Genomic DNA, 16,549 nt, shown 5'->3' on the forward strand with positions numbered 1-16,549 from the left:
TGTTACGCGGCTCAGCCCTCGAAGCGGCGGAACGCCGAGCGCCCGGCGTAGACCGCGGCCTCGCCGAGCTCCTCCTCGATGCGCAGCAGCTGGTTGTACTTGGCCACGCGCTCGCTGCGTGCCGGGGCACCCGCCTTGATCTGGCCGGCGTTGGTCGCCACGGCGAGATCGGCGATGGTGGTGTCCTCCGTCTCGCCGGAACGGTGCGAGAGCATGGTGGTGTACCCCGCACGGTGAGCGAGATCGATCGCGTCGAGCGTCTCCGACAGCGTGCCGATCTGGTTGACCTTCACCAGGAGCGAGTTGCCGACGCCGCGCTCGATGCCCTGGAGCAGACGGACCGGGTTGGTGACGAACAGGTCGTCACCCACCAGCTGCACCTTCTCGCCGAGGACCTCGGTGAGCGCCTTCCAGGCGTCCCAGTCGTCCTCCGCGAGGGCGTCCTCGATCGTGACGATCGGATAGTCGTTGACCAGGCTCACGTAGTAGTCGGTGAGGGCAGCGGCGTCCCAGTCCTTGTTCTCCAGGCGGTAGACGCCGTCGGAGAAGAACTCGGTCGCTGCGACGTCCAGGCCCAGGGCGATGTCCGTGCCCGGGGTGAAACCGGCCTTCTCGATGGCCTTGACGAGGAAGTCCAACCCCTCGCGGTTGCTGGGCAGGTCGGGGGCAAAGCCGCCCTCGTCGCCGAGGCCGGTGGCGAAGCCCGCGGCCTTCAGCTCGCCCTTGAGCACGTGGTAGGTCTCGGCGCCCCAGCGCAGCGCCTCGGTGAAGGTCGGCGCGCCGATGGGGGCCAGGAAGAACTCCTGCATGTCGATGCCGTTGTCGGCGTGCTCACCGCCGTTGATGACGTTGAAGAGCGGCACAGGCAGCACGCGCGCGTTGGGCCCGCCCAGGTAGCGGAACAGGGGAAGGTCTGCGCTGTCGGCGGCGGCCTTCGCGACCGCGAGGCTGACGCCCAGCGTGGCGTTGGCGCCCACGCGGCTCTTGTTCTCGGTGCCGTCGACCTCGATGAGGATGCCGTCGACGATGCGCTGCTCACTCGCCTCGATGCCCTCGATCGCCGGGCCGAGCTCGTCGACCACGGCCTCGACGGCCTGCAGGACGCCCTTGCCGCCGTAGCGGCTCTTGTCGCCGTCGCGCAGCTCATAGGCCTCGAAAGCCCCGGTGGATGCGCCGGAGGGAACGGCAGCGCGCTGGACGATCCCGTCGTCGAGGAGCACCTCCACCTCGACGGTCGGATTACCGCGGGAATCCAGGATCTCGCGTGCGTTTACGGCCTCGATCAGTGCCACGTCGTACTCCTCGCAGGACAGGGAAGGGTGGGTCGATGCGCGCTCAGTCTAGCTGCGCGGGGTGTCGCGTCCCGGGGTTGTTGCGCTCCTCGTCTGCACGAATGCGCGGTGCCCGCGCGCTCAGCGGCGCGGGGCGAGTCCGGGCTGGCGGCGGAACTGCCCGGTCACGGCCAGCACGACGATGACGATGGCGGCCACGATCCAGGCGGCGACCCCGAGAATGCCCACCAGGGCGGGATCGTAGCCCGTCCCGGCCAGGAACAGCAGTGCCGCGACACCGCCCACCGCGTTGATCGCACCGTGCGCGAAGACCGCCGGCCACACCGAGCCGGAGCGCAGGCGCAGCCAGCCGAGCAGGACGCCCCAGGCCACGCACCCCGCTGTCATCAGCAGCACACCCGTGAGATCTGTGCGACCGAAGTTGTAGCCGAGCAGGATCACCGGGCTGTGCCAGAGACCCCAGATCGCGCCCGAGATCAGCAGCGCCGGCCCGGTGCCGATCCGGCGCAGCGCCGGGACCAGGAAACCACGCCATCCCAGTTCTTCGCCGAACGCGAGCGCGGCGTTGATCGTCGCGGCCGCGATCGGTGCGGAGAGCAGCTGGACCGCGACCAGCACGCCGACGGGCGGCAGCTCGGTCCCCGCCGGAACGCTCGCAGCGAGCACCTCGGCGTACCCGGAGAAGCCGGTCAGATCGAGGGTGATCCACCCCAGCGCCGCGGCGAGCGCGACGATGACGACGGAGAGCACGATCGGGCCGAACAGCCCCAGCACGCTCAGACCGATCACCCGCCGCGCCGGCCGCAGCGGCCAGACCCCCAGGAATCGCAGTCTCTCCCCCGCGCGCACGGGGCGGATCGTGAGCATCACCACGATCGCGGCGATCGCCGGGGTCAGCATCATCATCGGGAGCACCGCCGGCGCAAGCGGAGAGGCGAGTCCGTCGCCCAGCCACAGCGGCAGCGCAACGAGCCAGGCCAGGCCGCACGCCAGCACGACGAAGGTGATGATGGCCGGCCACGCCCGCTCGAAAGCAGGCAGCGGGCTCGAGAACAGGCTGTTCTCACCACCACCTGCCTGTCCTGGTGTCTTTTGCCTGTTGTCGTGCATGGTCTAGACCTCCGGTTGGGTTCGATAAGCCTCCAGAACGGATGCGGCCTCGGCGGCGCCGTCGACCGTGACGACGAACACCCGTCCGTCCCGGCGGGTCACCTGCACCGCATCGCCCCGACGCATCACCACGCCGCGCCGGCCGTCCAGCCCGATCCGCCAGCCCCAGCCGCCGAACTCGGCGAACGGGTCGATGCGCGCCACCTCGACCCGCGCGATGTCGGCCACCGGGATGCGGGTGTTCGGCCAACCGGCCAACGAGCGCACCTGGAGACCGCGCGCGTCGACGCGCACACGGAACACCAGCGTGGTCCCCACGAGCACGATCAGCAGCGCACACGTACCGACCATGATCCAGCGCGCCGTCGGATCGGAGCCGAGGGCGAGCGTCACGACGGTCATCACCACCAGCAGCGCGAGGCTGGCCCCGAGGACGATCCGGCCACCGCGCGCCAGGGTGACCGTGCCGAACCAGGCGGCCCGCTCGCCGGGCGCGAGGGTCACGGCATCCGCGGCAACCGAGCGCGGCGGTGCGGCCTCGACCCCCGGCTGGAGGAACCAGCCCAGCACGCCGACGGCGATCATCAGACCGATCCCGCCGATCGCCCAGAGCCCGATGTCCGGCGCGTCCGCGGCGTCGGCGAGCCCCCGCTGCACACCGGTGGTAACCACGCTCAGCAGAGCCATGAGGACCCCGAGACCCAGGTTCGCGGCTCCCAGGAAACGGGCGGTCGCCGACCAGCGCGCGCCGCCCTCCCCCGCCTCGTACAGGGCGCCGCCGCGGTGGAACTCCGCCGGAACGCGGTGCACGAACAGTGTCATCCCCACCAGCAGCAGGATGAGCCCCGCGCCGATCATCGGCATGACCAGGGCGCTCCAGCGCGGCCCGAACCCGTCCACGCCGTCCGTCCCCCAGTGGATCGCGATCGGATCCGGCAGCTCCGGCAGCCACAGCAGCACCGCCAGCATGGACAGCGCGATGAGGCCCAGCGGCACGATCACTCCCACCCAACGGAACGCGGCTCGCGCCCGGCGGATGTCCTGGGCTGTTGCCTCGACGGTCATGGGCGTCCTCCTCGTGGTTCCGACTCCTGGATGAGCGCGGCGAGCGCGGCGGGCGCGAGCCCGAGCGCGTCCGCGCGGTCGATGAGATCACGGATGTCATCGCGAAGCTCCACGAGGCGCCCGGCAGCTGCACCGACCACTGCTCCGCGTCCGCGCCGCAGATCGACGAGACCTTCATCGCGCAGCTGCTGATAGGCGCGCAGCACGGTGTGCACGTTGATCCCGAGCGCGTCGCCCACCTCGCGTGCGGCGGGCAGCCGGTCGCCCGCGACGACCCGTCCGGAGAGGATGCCGGCGCGCACCGATGCGGCGACCTGCTCGAAGAGCGGCCGCGTGCTCTCGCTGTCGATCCGGACGAGCATGCCCCCCCTCCTTTCGCCGGCGTGCGGCTCCGCGATCGCGTCACACCTTTGCCATAATTCTATCTCAAGTAGAACTATTGTGGCCGTCCTCACATCGGCTCGGCCCTGCGCCCTTCCCCCGGCAGACTGTGCGGATGCGCATCACACCGCGCCGACTCGCGATCGGCATGAGCCTGTGGATCCCCAACCTCTTCTCCGGCGTCCGGGTGCGCCGGATCTCCGACGACTGGACGGTCGCCGAGGTCGATCTGCACGTGAACCTGTTCACGCGGAACTACGTCGGCGTCGCGTTCGGCGGAGCGATGCTGTCGATGACCGATCCGTACTTCTTCATGCTCGTGATGCACCAGCTCGGCAGCGACTATGTGGTGTGGGACACCCGCGCGGAGGCGGAGTTCGTCCGGCCAGGCCGCGGGGTGCTCCGGGCGCGCTTCGAGGTTTCCCCTGAGCGCGTCGCCGAGCTGCGCGAACGCGCGAAGGGCGGCGCCAAGGTGCTCGAGTGGTTCGAGACCGAGATCGTCGACCGCGACGGCGCCGTGGTGGCGCGCGTGCGGCGCGAGGTGTACGTGCGCGAGAAGCGTCGCGTCACCGCGGCGCAGCAGAGCTGATCCGCATCACCGTTCGTCCGATCCGCCCCGCCCCATGCCGCCGCCCCCCGACGCGGGCTGCCGAACTCAGGCACTTTTCCGCCCCAAACCCCGAAAACACCGCTGGCCGGCGCCAACCCGCAGATTTTCCTGAGTTCGGCGCCGAGCTCAGCCCAGGGGACGCACCGCGCTCGGCGCTTCGCCGGCGCGCACGGTCGCGAAACCGGCGTAGCCGTCCGCCTGGGCGCGCTCCAGCAGGGCCTTGAGGTTCTTGGTGCGACGCTCCAGGCGCACCCGGCCGCCCCCGGCGATGATCGCCGCCTTGTGCGCGAGCAGTTCTGCGACCGGCACATCAGCGTCGTGCACCAGCACCACCGCCGCGGCGGCATCCTCGTCGCGGTCCGCGACGAGATCGACGATCCGCTCGAACCCGATCGAGAACCCGACCGCCGGAACCTGCTGGCCCAGGAAACGGCCGATCATGCCGTCGTAGCGGCCGCCGCCCCCGAGGGAGTAGCCGACCGACGGGTGGGCCAGCTCGAAGATGGTGCCGGTGTAGTAGCCCATGCCGCGCACCAGGAACGGGTCGAAGCGGAGCGGCACCGGGTCGATCCCGGCCGCCGGCGGGCGGGCCGCCGCCACGGCCACGCCGATGCCCTCGAGGTGCTCGACGATCTCGGCTGGCGCGCCGTCCGGCAGGCCCCGCAGGATCTGCTGCCGCCCGTATGGCACGTAGTCGGCTGTCTGCGGCCGACGCAGGAACGCCTCGAACGCATCGACAGCGGACGCTGTCACGCCGCGCTCGCGCAGCTCCGCGGCCACGCCGTCCGGCCCGATCTTGTCGAGCTTGTCGATCGTGATGAGCACCCCGGGGCGCTCTTCCGGCGAGAAGCCGAACGAGCCGAGCATCCAGTCGAGGGCGCGACGGTCGTTGATCCGCACCATCCCGCCCTCCAGCCCGAGTGCGTCGATCGTGTCGAGCGACGCGGCGATCAGCTCGGCCTCCGCGCGGGCGGAGTCGTCGCCGATGATGTCGATGTCGCACTGCACGAACTGGCGGTAGCGCCCCTTCTGGGGGCGCTCGGCACGCCAGACCGGGCCGATCTGGATCGCACGGAAGACGGCGGGCAGCTGGCCTCGGTTGCTGGCGTAGAAACGGGCCAGCGGCACCGTGAGGTCGTAGCGCAGACCGAGGTCGGACAGCGCAGCGGGGTCGTCGGCGGCGGCGCGGACGCCGTCGGCGTCCAGGCCGCGGCGCAGGATCGCGAAGGACAGCTTCTCGTTGTCGCCGCCGATGCCGGCGTGCAGCCGGTCGTACTCCTCCAGAACCGGCGTCTCGATCTCGTCGAAGCCGTGCGCGCGGTAGCGCTCCCGGATGACGGAGAGCACGCTCTCGCGACGCGCCTTGTCTGCGGGGAGGAAGTCGCGCATCCCGCGCGGAGGGTTCACCGTTGCCACGCCCCCATCCTTTCAGGTCGTGCGGGTCTTTCCGGTCGCGCCGGGGCCATTGCGCAGCCCACGCGGCCGCGCGTACGGCTCAGGCCGGCGGAGCCTTCTTCGGCGCGCAGAGGCCGTCGCTCGCCGGATCGCCCTCGTGCGCGCGCACCGCGGACTCGAGCGCGCGCAGCCGTTCGCGCAGGGCACGTTCGGCATCCCATCCTTCTGCGCTGGCACGCCGGACGAGCGCGAGGAGCGCGTCACCCAGCTCCTCTTCGCTCGCCACGGCCGCGTCGGACGCCGCCGGGAGCACGCCCGGCACCGGCTCGGCCCGACCGGCGAGCTTCTGCGCGAGCGCGAGCGCCGGCATGCTCCGCGGCACACCGTCGAGCACGCTGCGACGCTCCCGCTTCTCCGCGGCCTTCGCGGCGTTCCAGTGCACGAGCACCTCGGCGGGCGTGGCCGCGACGGCATCTCCGAAGACGTGCGGATGGCGATGCCGCATCTTGGCGGCGAGCGCTCCGGCCACCTCATCGACGTCGAAGGGGTCTTCCGCGTCGTCCGCCGCGACCGCGGCGTGGAAGAGCACCTGCCACAGCACATCGCCGAGTTCCTCTCTCATCTCGGCCCGGTCGCCCCGTTCGATCGCATCGACCAGCTCATGCGATTCCTCGATGAGGTACGGCACGAGCTCGCGGTGCGTCATCTGCTGCGACCAGGGACAGTCCGCGCGCACCGCGCGCATCACGTCCGCGGCGTCTCGAAGCCCCGCTCCGGGGCCGTCCTCTCCGGCATGCACGTTCATCCCATCCCTTCCGCGTTCTGCGTCGCGGGTTCTCCCTCGTGGGTCTGCCTCCATGATCGCGCCATGTCGACCAGAAAGATCATCCCGCGCCCGCCGGACGACCGGAAAAATTCCTGTGAAGGAGCGCGCCGCCCCGCGATGGTCGGGTCGTGATGCGGAGAATCCGCGGTCTCCGCGGGGCCGCACCGGTCAGGGACACGCCGGTCGTGCCGCTAAAGTGAGACCACGCCTGCCGCTGAGTCGCCAGCGGCGCTGTGGGCCCGCCGGACTTTGCCCCCTGCCAGAAAGCATGCGTGTGACCGAATCGACTCCGTTCTCTCCCGAGTTCCACCCCCTCGCGCCCGAGGTCCAGCCCGTCTTCGAGGCGGTGCAGCGCCGGAGCCCCCACGAACCGGAGTTCCACCAGGCCGTCCACGAGGTCCTCGACTCGATCGCCCCGGTGCTCAACCAGCACCCGGAGTTCATCGAGCAGGGCGTGCTGGAGCGCATCGTCGAGCCGGAGCGGCAGGTGATGTTCCGCGTGGCCTGGGTCGATGACGCCGGCCGCCAGCAGGTCAACCGCGGCTATCGCATCCAGTTCTCCTCCGTGCTCGGCCCCTACAAGGGCGGCCTGCGCTTCCACCCCTCGGTGAACCTCTCGATCATCAAGTTCCTCGGGTTCGAGCAGATCTTCAAGAACGCCCTCACCGGCCAGGGCATCGGCGGCGCCAAGGGCGGCAGCGACTTCGACCCGCACGGTCGCAGCGACGCCGAGGTACGGCGTTTCTGCCAGTCGTTCATGACGGAGCTCTACCGGCACATCGGCGAGCAGACCGATGTCCCGGCGGGCGACATCGGCGTGGGCGGGCGCGAGATCGGCTACCTGTTCGGCATGTACCGGCGGATCACCAACCGTTTCGAGGCCGGCATCCTCACCGGCAAGGGCATCGGCTGGGGCGGTGCCCAGGTGCGCACTGAGGCCACCGGCTACGGAGCGGTGTTCTTCGTGCAGGAGATGCTCGCCGTGCACAGCGAGTCGCTCGAAGGTCGCCGTGTTGCGGTGTCCGGGTCCGGCAACGTCGCGATCTACGCGATCGAGAAGGCCGCTCAGCTGGGTGCACGACCGGTGACCGCCTCGGACTCCGGCGGCTACGTCGTCGACGACGCCGGCATCGACCTGGCCCTGCTGCGCCAGATCAAGGAGGTCGAGCGCGGCCGGATCTCCGAGTACGCCGCTCGCCGCCCGAGCGCCCGCTACGTCGCCGGAGGCAACGTGTGGGAGGTTCCGGTCGACATCGCCGTGCCCGCGGCGACGCAGAACGAGCTCAACGAAACCTCTGCCCGCATGCTGATCGCCAACGGCGTGCGTGCCGTCGCCGAGGGCGCCAACATGCCCTGCACCCCCGAGGCCGTCGCCGCTTTCCAGGCCGCCGGCGTGCTGTTCGCCCCCGGCAAGGCGGCCAACGCGGGTGGCGTGGCGACGTCCGCTCTGGAGATGAGCCAGAACGCCGCCCGGCAGCACTGGGGATTCGCCGACAGCGAGCAGCGCCTGCGCGAGATCATGGCCGACGTGCACGACGCGTCGTTCCGCGCCGCGGAGCGTTTCGGCACCCCGGGTGACTATGTGGTCGGCGCGAACTGCGCGGGCTTCGAGCGCGTGGCGACGGCGATGATCGCCCAGGGCGTGTTCTGACCCTCCCGCGCCCACGTATCGCGTCGGCCCCGCCCCGTCACGGGGCGGGGCCGACGCGATTTCTCACTCCACGATCTTGTTGAACCCGGTCACCGGCTGGTTCTCGTCGAACGCGACGACCTTCCGCCGGAATCCGCGGGTCAGCACGAGCAGGTAGATGAAGCCCAGCACGGTCCAGGTGATGCCGCCGATCAGCGCGTCGGAGTGCAGGTTGGCCCACAGTAGCCCGGTGAGCAGCATGCCGATCCCTGGCATCACGATGTAGTTGATGATGTCCTTCGGCGTGTGGCGGCGGTTGTGGCGGATCGCGAACCACGCGATCACCGAGATGTTCACGAACGTGAACGCGATCAGCGCGCCGTAGTTGATCCATGCCGCGATGAGTTCGAGCGAGAAGAACGCCGCCAGCAGGCTCACCGCGCCGACCAGCACGATGTTGAAGGTCGGGGTGTGGGTGCGCGGGTTGATGTACCCGAACACCCGGCGCGGCATGACGTTGTTGCGCCCCATCACCATGAGCATGCGCGACACCGAGGCGTGCGAGGCGAGCCCGGAGGCGAGCGTCGCGCAGAAGCCGGCGGCCGTCAGCACGGCCATCAGCACGTCTCCTCCGACGCCCTGCCCGATGAGCGGCAGCGTGGAGTCCTCGACGAACTGCATGTCGCCTCCGGGGGCGAACTCGTTCCAGTCCGGAAAGCGCAGCTGCGTGAAGTAGCCAGCGACCAGGAAGATCGCTCCACCCAGCACGACCGTCAGCAGGATGGCCTTCGGCATGATGCTGGGGTGCCTGGCCTCCTCGGCGTACATCGTGACCGCGTCGAAGCCGATGAACGAGAAGCACACGATGGTCGCTCCCATGAGCAGGGCCGACATCGTCACGCCATCGTGGATGAACGGCGCGGCCGATGCGAGGGTCGCTGCGCCCTCGCCGCGCGCGAGCTGGGCGATGACCATCACCACGAACACCACCATGACGATGATCGAGAACACCAGCAGGATCATGTTGACGTTCGAGGTGCCCCGCATGGTCATGTAGATGATCGCCGTCACGAGGATGCAGTACAGCACGACCCAGATCCATCCGGGGATGTCGGGGAACAGCGCCTCCAGATAGCTGCGGATGATGAGGCAGTTCACCATCGGCAGCAGGATGTAGTCGATCAGCGAGGTCCAGCCGACCATGAACCCGACGTTGGGGTGGATCGACTCGCGTGCATAGGTGTATGCCGACCCGGCGCTCGGGATGGCGCCGGCGATCTTGCCGTAGCTGATCGCCGTGAAGATCATCACGATCAACGCGACGGCGTATGCCGCCGGCACGACGTTGTCGGTGTCGCGCGCGACCATGCCGAACGTGTCGAAGACCACTGTGGGGGTCATGTACCCGAGGCCGAGACCGACGATGGCCCACAGACCGAGATTGCGTTTCAGGCTGCCGCCGCCCTGGGCGAGCGGCTTGATCTTCGTCGAACTCTTCTCAGCCAAGCGCTCACTCCTTCATGTGCACGCGGAACCGGGTGAGACCCGTCACCACGAAAAACGCGGTAGCTCACTATGCATCACGACGAATCCAATGCACAAGAATAAGTTCTCGACTGATTTCGTGGATGTTACGAAGGTCGGGGAAGGAATCCGCAGCCCGATTCGCACCCGGGGCGCTCTCCGCGGAGGGATTCCGGAGAGCTCACCGCGGATCCGGCACCGGTGCGAGCGGGACACACGCGCCCGCACGTCCCGGCACCGCGCGGTCAGTCCGCGATGAGGCGGTCGGCGGCGTGGCGGGCGAGCGACATGCCGTAGCGCTCCGTGAGCTGCACCATCAGATCGGGGGTCTGCCGGTCGACCCCGAAGACGTAGCCGGGGAAGTCGAGCTCGGGCTGGGCGGCCCCGATCTCCTCGTGGCGATCCGGTGCGTACAGCTGCACCGGGTCGCCCGCGGCGATCCAGCCGATCGGCACCACCGTCGCCTCCGGCAGCACGGCGCGCCGATGCACGATCGCGTTGACACGCACCTCGCAGCGCGGCCCCACGACGGCGCCGTTGAAGACGCGCGCACCCGAGGCCAGAAAGACCTCAGCACCGATGTCCGCTCCGGCCACGCTGGCGAGCGTGCCGACAAGGCTGTGCGCACCGATGCGCACCGCATCCGCCGCGGTCGCGCGGATGAGCGCGTTCTCCATCACGATCACATGCGAACCCAGCGCGATCGGACCGCCCTCCGCGGTGATCACCGCGCCGTGCAGCACCTGACAGCCCGGCCCGATCTCGACGTCGCCGGAGACCACGGCAGACGGCGCGACGACGGCGGTGTCGTGGATGCGGGGGCGAGCCCCGAGGTGCTCGTACAGCATGCGCTCAGCGTAGCGGTTCCGCCGGGCGAACCGGGGTGGAAATGCTCCGGGGCTCAGCCATCCGCTCACGCGGAAACACGCGAGCCCGGCCGAGGACGAGGATGCGACAATGGGGGCATTCGAAGACCCGACGGAGGATCTCCCCATGGCACGACCCAGCGCCAGGAACTCGATGCTCGAGGCCGCGCTGCGCGTGGTCGAGGAGCGCGGGGTTCCCGCCATCACCCTCGACGCCGTCGCGGATGAGGCGGGAGTCACCAAGCGCGGCCTGATCTACCATTTCCCCTCGAAGAAATCGCTGCTCACCGCGATCCATGTCCACCTCGCCGGCCAGTGGGACGCCCAGTTGCGCTCCGCCGCCGGCAAGGCCCCGGAGCACTGCACCGATGCGGAGAAAGCGCGCGCCTGCGTGGCCACCGCGCTGGGGCTGTCATCGCGCGCCCATCTGCGTCTGCTCGCCGAGGCGACCAACGACCCGGAGTGGCGCGGCGCGTGGCGCCATGTCTCCGAGCGGTGGATGCCGATGCCGGCGGTGTCCGAAGACGGCCACTTCGACGAGACCGCGCTGCAGGACTTCATGGTCAGCCTGGCCGCCGACGGGATGTGGTACTACGAGCTCTTCCTCGGCGGACCGCTCCCCGACACCCTGCGCGCGGCGATCGCCGACCGCCTCACCGGCTACGTCAGAGAGGCCGACTGAGCCGCTGACGCCCGCGCGAGCTCAGCCTGTGCTCGCCCGCTCCGGCTCCGCCGGCTGCTCGACGGAGGCCGGGAACAGCGCGGTGAGCAGCTGCCCGGTCCAGGCGAGCAGGTCGACGTCGTCCGGCATCGGCACGACGAGCGCGTCTCCCCCGCCGATGAGCTTCGCTTTCGGGTACAGCCGCTGCACACGGATCTTCATGGAGTCCTCCAGGTGCGCCGGCGCGACCCGGAGGTTCGACCCCATCGCCACGACATCGGTGAGCCCGGCGCGCGCCGCGCGCCGCCGCAGCCGGGCGATCGCGATCAGGCCGGACATCTCCTCCGGCAGCGTGCCGTATCGGTCGGTGAGTTCCTCCACCACGAGGTCGATGGCCTCCGGCGCCGCCGTCGCCGTGGCCGCGCTGGACAGCTTCTGGTAGGCCTCCAGGCGCAGACGCTCGCTGTCGATGTAGTCCTCGGGGATGCGCGCGTCGATCGGCAGTTCGAGCCGCAGTTCCGCCCCGGTCTCGGTGTCCTCGCCGCGGAACGTCGCCACGGCCTCGCCGATCATGCGGAGGTACAGGTCGAAGCCGACGCCCGCGATGTGTCCGGCCTGCTCTGCGCCGAGCAGATTGCCGGCACCGCGCAGCTCCAGATCTTTCATCGCGACCTGCATGCCGGAGCCCAGGTCGTTGTTGACCGCGATCGTCTGCAGCCGGTCGGCCGCGGTCTCGGTCAGCGGCTTGTTCTCGTCGTAGAGGAAGTAGGCGTAGGCGCGCTCACGACCGCGACCCACCCGGCCGCGGAGCTGGTGCAGCTGCGAGAGTCCGTACCGGTCGGCCCGGTCGATGATCATCGTGTTCGCGTTCGAGATGTCCAGCCCTGTCTCGATGATGGTGGTCGACACGAGCACGTCGAATTTGCGCTCCCAGAAGTCGTCGACCACCTGTTCGAGCTGATGCTCGCCCATCTGACCGTGCGCGACGGCCACCCGCGCCTCCGGCACGAGCTCGGCGATCTGTGCGGCCACGCGCTGGATCGACTGCACTCGGTTGTGCACGTAGAAGACCTGACCCTCGCGCAGGATCTCGCGGCGGATCGCGGCGGCGACCTGCTTGTCGGTGCGCGGTCCGACGTACGACAGGATCGGGTGACGATCCTCGGGCGGGGTCTGCAGCGTCGACATCTCCCGGATGCCGGTGACCGCCATCTCGAGCGTGCGCGGGATCGGGGTGGCGCTCATCGCCAGGATGTCCACGTTGGTCTTGAGCTTCTTGAGGGCGTCCTTGTGCTCGACGCCGAAGCGCTGCTCCTCGTCGACGATGAGCAGCCCCAGGTCCTTGAACATCACCTGGTCTGTGAGGATGCGGTGCGTGCCGATGACCATGTCGACCTCGCCGCGGAGCAGCCCGTCGAGGGTGAGCCTGGCCTCCTTGTCGGTTTGGAAGCGCGAGAGGGGGCGCACCTTCACCGGGAACCCGGCGAACCGCTGCGTGAACGTCTCCAGGTGCTGCTTCACCAGCAGCGTGGTCGGCACGAGCATCGCCACCTGCTTGCCGTCCTGAATGGCTTTGAAAGCGGCCCGCACCGCGACCTCGGTCTTGCCGAACCCGACGTCGCCGCTCAGGAGGCGGTCCATCGGGATGGGCCGCTCCATGTCGCGCTTGATCTCCTCGATCGTCTGCAGCTGGTCCGGGGTCTCCGCGAACGGGAAGGCCTCTTCCAGCTCCCGCTGCCAGGGCGTGTCCTGGCCGAAGGCGTGGCCGCGTGCGGCCATCCGCGCCGAGTAGAGCTTGACCAGCTCGACCGCGATGTCGCGCACCGCCCGGCGCGCCCGGCCCTTGGCCGCCGCCCAGTCGCTGCCGCCCATCTTCGACAGCGCCGGCGCCTCGCCCCCGACGTACTTCGAGAGCAGGTCGAGCTGATCGGTGGGGACGTACAGCTTGTCGCCCGGGTATCCGCGCTTGGACGGCGCGTATTCGAGCACGAGGTAGTCGCGCGTGGTCTTCTGCGCGTTGCGCCCGCCGGTGGAGACCTCGCGCTGGGTCATCTCGACGAACTTCGCGATGCCGTGCGTGGCGTGCACCACGAAGTCGCCCGGTTTGAGGGCCATCGGATCGACGACGTTGCGGCGGCGGGATGCGAGCTTCTTCACCACGCGCTGATCGCCGCCGATCGTGCGGCCGTAGAACTCGCTCTCGGTGAGAACCGCGATCTTCGCGTTGGGGTCGCGGAAGCCCGCCTCGATCGTCGCGATCACGAGCGTCGCGACGCCCGGCTCCGGGGCGTCGGCGAGATCGTCGACGAGCCGCGCCGCGACGCCCCGATCGGCGAGCACGTCGCGGGCGCGCTCGACCAGACCGGCGCCGGAGGCGGCCACGACCACCGCCCAGCCATCGGCCACGAGCGTCTCGACGAACGCGATCGCGCCGTCCACATTGCCCTGGAACGACGGGATTCCCGTGACCGGCGCCGCATCGTCTGCCGGCACGTCGGCACCGGCGTCGAATGCGCTGAGGGTCCACCACACCATGCGGCTCTCGTGCGCAGCATCGCGGAAGGCCGGCACCGAGAGGAAGTCGCCGCCGTCGACCCCGGCACCCCGCAGCGCCGAGATGTCGACGGGCGCGGAAGCACCCGCGGTCGCCGCGCTCCACGCCGCCTCGAGGAACTCTCGATCGGTGTCGGCGAGGTTCGTCGCACGCGCGATCGTCCGTTCCGGGTCGACCACGGCCACGGCCCCGCCCGCGGGCAGACACGCGGTGAGCGGGACGAGGGGGCCGGCCACCACCGGCAGAAGCGACTCCATTCCCTCCACGGGGATGCCCTCGGCCATCCGCTCGAGCATCCCGGAGAGACCGGGCAGCGTGCCGAGCAGATCACGGGCGCGGGCACGCACCGCCGGTGTGAGCAGCAGCTCCCGGCTCGGGGGCAGCACGACCTCGGAGATCTCGCCGGGGAGCGAGCGCTGATCCGCCACGGAGAACAACCGGATCTGGTCGATCTCGTCGCCGAAGAACTCCGCGCGGCTGGGGTGCTCTGCCGTCGGCGGGAAGACGTCGAGGATGCCGCCGCGCACGGCGAACTCGCCCCGGCGCGAGACCATGTCGACGCGGGAGTAGGCGTGCTCGACGAGCTGGGCCACCACATCCTCGAGCTCGAGGCCGCGTCCGCCCACGGTCAGCACGAGGGGCTCGGCTGCGCCCAGGCCCGGTGCGAGCGGCTGCAGGGCGGCCCGCACCGATGCCACCACGATGAGCGGATGCTCGCCGGTCCAGCGCGCGATGCGGTGAAGCACCTCGATACGGCGCCCGACGGTGTCGGCGCTGGGGCTCAGCCGCTCGTGCGGCAAGGTCTCCCAGGCCGGGAAGACCAGCACCTCGGCGCCGGGCACATAGGCCTCGAGGGCCTGAGCCAGCGACTCCGCGCGCCGCGACGTGGGTGCCACGGCGAGGAGGCTCGCGGGGGCGCCAGACCGCGCTCGATGTTCGAGGAGGCCGGCGAGCACCGGGGCGTCGAGGCCGTCGACCATCGACAGCTCTGCGTCGGTCCGGGCCCAGCCCATCGTGTCGCGGAAGGAGGGGGCCGCGTCGAGGGCGCGAAGAATGCCGTGCACGTTCACCGGAAGAGTCTACGGGCCCCCTCGGACACCGGCCGCGCCGATGCCGTGCGACCCTGCGCAGCAGACCACCCGCCGCTTAGGATGAGGGCGTGAGCGATCCGCAGCAGCCCTCCCGCCAGCCCGAGTCCGCCCCGGCCTTCCCGGAGGCGCCGCCGGCCGCTCCCCCGCTGCCGACCGGCGCACCCGAGCCGGTGTCGCCCCCGTCGGCGCCGCAGCCGGACTCGACGCCGCAGCCGCCGAGCGCACCGGCGTATCCGGGCAGCGCGCCGCTCCCGGGCGAGCCAGCGGCGCCGGACGTCCCGGCATATGCCGGCGCACCGGCCTTCCCCAGCGTTCCGCCGGCATACCCGGCTGCGCCCGGCGGCCAGAACGCCGTCTACCCCGCTCCGCCCGCGTACCCGAGCATCGCGCCGGAGCAGCCCGGAGTCGGCCTGCCGACTCCGACGGGCGCGTACACGGCCCCGGTCGGCGGCTACGGCACGGCAGCCGCGCCCGCTGCGGCCGCCGGGTCGAAGCGCCTCGGCCTCGTCGCCATCGTCCTCGCCCTCATCGCGCTCGTCACGATGATCCCCGCGGGCGTCGCGGGCAGCGCCATCGGCGCCGCGGTCGGGCCGTTCGACTTCTCCACGGCGACCAACGACCTGGCCTTCCTCGCTCCGGCCCGCGGCTCGGTGCTGGTCGCGGAGATCTCGTTCTGGGTCGGCACCATCAGCGGAATCGCAGCGATCGTGCTCGGCATCATGGGCATCGCCAAGCGTTCCGGGCGGGGCCTGGGCATCGCCGCCGTCATCGTGGCCGTCGTGGCTGCGGTGGTGTGGTGGACCGTGCTCGTGATCGCGATGTCGATCGGGGTCGCCGCCTCGATCGTCTGACACGGCCCGCGCAGCCGTTCCCTCGGAGCGGGGCGGCTGCGGGCGTCGCGGTGAGCCGGCGAAGCCCCCGGCCCGGCGGCGGCCGACGCTCGACCGGCGCCGGGGATGTCAGCGGGTGCCGTGATATCGCTGCTGCGCTGCCAGCAGGCCCTCGTCGACGAGGAGCTCAACGGCATCCGCCGCGTCCGAGACGAGGATCGGCAGGTTCTTCCGCTCCGCGGCGGAGAACGGCGAGAGAACCCAGTCCGCTGGATCCTGGCGGCCGGGCGGCCGCCCGATGCCGACGCGGACGCGCGGGAAATCAGGGGTTCCCATCGCCGCGGCGACATCGCGGATGCCGTTGTGGCCGCCGTGACCGCCGCCGGTCTTGAGCTTGAGCGCGTCGAACGGGATGTCGAGCTCATCGTGCACGAGGATGAGCCGCTCCGGCGCGATCGAGTAGAAACGGGCGAGCGCGGAGACCGGCTTGCCCGAGAGATTCATGAAGGAGTTGGGCTTCGCGAGCACGAGCTTGCTGCCTCCGGGACGCGTCCAGGTCTCGACGACCCGCGCGCCGCCCTTGTGCTCGCGGAACTGCTCGGAACGACGGTCGGCCAGCTCGTCGATGACGAGCTGGCCGACGTTGTGGCGGGTCTGCTCGTAGCGGGGTCCGGGATTGCCGAGCCCCACCACCAGCCAGGTGTCCGCCATGAG

At 70.4% G+C, this 16,549-nt stretch carries 14 protein-coding genes; 4 read left to right on the forward strand and 10 right to left on the reverse strand.

Features of this window, described 5'->3' with window-relative positions:
* Window positions 1-11: 11 nt before the first annotated feature.
* The 4 genes from eno to AC3RXY_RS12065 form a co-directional block, all read right to left on the reverse strand.
* Window positions 12-1,292, reverse strand: coding sequence for a phosphopyruvate hydratase (eno, locus tag AC3RXY_RS12050; RefSeq protein WP_491511174.1), 1,281 nt, complete (start codon window positions 1,290-1,292; stop codon window positions 12-14).
* Window positions 1,293-1,412: 120 nt separating this feature from the next.
* Window positions 1,413-2,402 carry a CPBP family intramembrane glutamic endopeptidase gene (locus tag AC3RXY_RS12055; RefSeq protein WP_491511175.1) on the reverse strand — a complete coding sequence of 330 codons (990 nt, stop codon included), beginning with the start codon at window positions 2,400-2,402 and terminating at the stop codon, window positions 1,413-1,415.
* 3 nt (window positions 2,403-2,405) lie between these two features.
* Window positions 2,406-3,467, reverse strand: a complete 1,062-nt coding sequence (locus tag AC3RXY_RS12060) for a DUF1648 domain-containing protein (RefSeq protein ID WP_491511176.1) — start codon at window positions 3,465-3,467, stop codon at window positions 2,406-2,408.
* Entirely contained in the window at window positions 3,464-3,829 is a 366-nt protein-coding gene (locus AC3RXY_RS12065; protein ID WP_491511177.1) for a GntR family transcriptional regulator, read from the reverse strand. Before AC3RXY_RS12065 ends, AC3RXY_RS12060 begins: the two co-directional genes overlap by 4 nt.
* 134 nt (window positions 3,830-3,963) lie before the next feature.
* Between AC3RXY_RS12065 and AC3RXY_RS12070 the strand changes: the two genes are divergently transcribed.
* Window positions 3,964-4,437, forward strand: a complete 474-nt coding sequence (locus AC3RXY_RS12070; protein ID WP_491511178.1) for a DUF4442 domain-containing protein — start codon at window positions 3,964-3,966, stop codon at window positions 4,435-4,437.
* A gap of 147 nt (window positions 4,438-4,584) precedes the next feature.
* Here the strand turns inward: AC3RXY_RS12070 and hisS are convergent, their stop codons facing one another.
* Together hisS and AC3RXY_RS12080 are read right to left on the reverse strand one after the other, a co-directional pair.
* Window positions 4,585-5,847, reverse strand: a complete 1,263-nt coding sequence (gene hisS, locus AC3RXY_RS12075) for a histidine--tRNA ligase (protein WP_491511339.1) — start codon at window positions 5,845-5,847, stop codon at window positions 4,585-4,587.
* A 106-nt stretch (window positions 5,848-5,953) separates the two neighbouring features.
* Window positions 5,954-6,658, reverse strand: a complete 705-nt coding sequence (locus AC3RXY_RS12080) for a nucleoside triphosphate pyrophosphohydrolase (RefSeq protein ID WP_491511179.1) — start codon at window positions 6,656-6,658, stop codon at window positions 5,954-5,956.
* 289 nt (window positions 6,659-6,947) lie between these two features.
* On the opposite strand from AC3RXY_RS12080, the gene gdhA reads away from it, so the two are divergent.
* Entirely contained in the window at window positions 6,948-8,330 is a 1,383-nt protein-coding gene (gdhA, locus tag AC3RXY_RS12085) for an NADP-specific glutamate dehydrogenase (RefSeq protein WP_491511180.1), read from the forward strand.
* Between the two features lie 63 nt (window positions 8,331-8,393).
* On the opposite strand, the gene AC3RXY_RS12090 is transcribed toward gdhA, so the two are convergent.
* Together AC3RXY_RS12090 and AC3RXY_RS12095 are read right to left on the reverse strand one after the other, a co-directional pair.
* Window positions 8,394-9,743, reverse strand: coding sequence for an APC family permease (locus AC3RXY_RS12090; RefSeq protein WP_491511340.1), 1,350 nt, complete (start codon window positions 9,741-9,743; stop codon window positions 8,394-8,396).
* A gap of 335 nt (window positions 9,744-10,078) precedes the next feature.
* Window positions 10,079-10,681, reverse strand: coding sequence for a gamma carbonic anhydrase family protein (locus tag AC3RXY_RS12095; protein WP_491511181.1), 603 nt, complete (start codon window positions 10,679-10,681; stop codon window positions 10,079-10,081).
* Window positions 10,682-10,826: 145 nt separating this feature from the next.
* Between AC3RXY_RS12095 and AC3RXY_RS12100 the strand changes: the two genes are divergently transcribed.
* Window positions 10,827-11,381 carry a TetR/AcrR family transcriptional regulator gene (locus AC3RXY_RS12100; RefSeq protein WP_491511182.1) on the forward strand — a complete coding sequence of 185 codons (555 nt, stop codon included), beginning with the start codon at window positions 10,827-10,829 and terminating at the stop codon, window positions 11,379-11,381.
* 21 nt (window positions 11,382-11,402) lie between these two features.
* Here the strand turns inward: AC3RXY_RS12100 and mfd are convergent, their stop codons facing one another.
* Window positions 11,403-14,927: a transcription-repair coupling factor gene (mfd, locus tag AC3RXY_RS12105; RefSeq protein WP_491511341.1), complete on the reverse strand. Its 3,525-nt coding sequence runs from the start codon at window positions 14,925-14,927 to the stop codon at window positions 11,403-11,405.
* Window positions 14,928-15,073: 146 nt separating this feature from the next.
* Here mfd and AC3RXY_RS12110 point away from each other — a divergent pair, with 146 nt between their 5' ends.
* Window positions 15,074-15,856, forward strand: coding sequence for a hypothetical protein (locus AC3RXY_RS12110; protein WP_491511183.1), 783 nt, complete (start codon window positions 15,074-15,076; stop codon window positions 15,854-15,856).
* 108 nt (window positions 15,857-15,964) lie between these two features.
* Here the strand turns inward: AC3RXY_RS12110 and pth are convergent, their stop codons facing one another.
* Window positions 15,965-16,546 carry an aminoacyl-tRNA hydrolase gene (gene pth / locus AC3RXY_RS12115; RefSeq protein ID WP_491511184.1) on the reverse strand — a complete coding sequence of 194 codons (582 nt, stop codon included), beginning with the start codon at window positions 16,544-16,546 and terminating at the stop codon, window positions 15,965-15,967.
* Between the last annotated feature and the right edge of the window lie 3 nt (window positions 16,547-16,549).

The organism is Microbacterium longlingense, assembly GCF_058349825.2.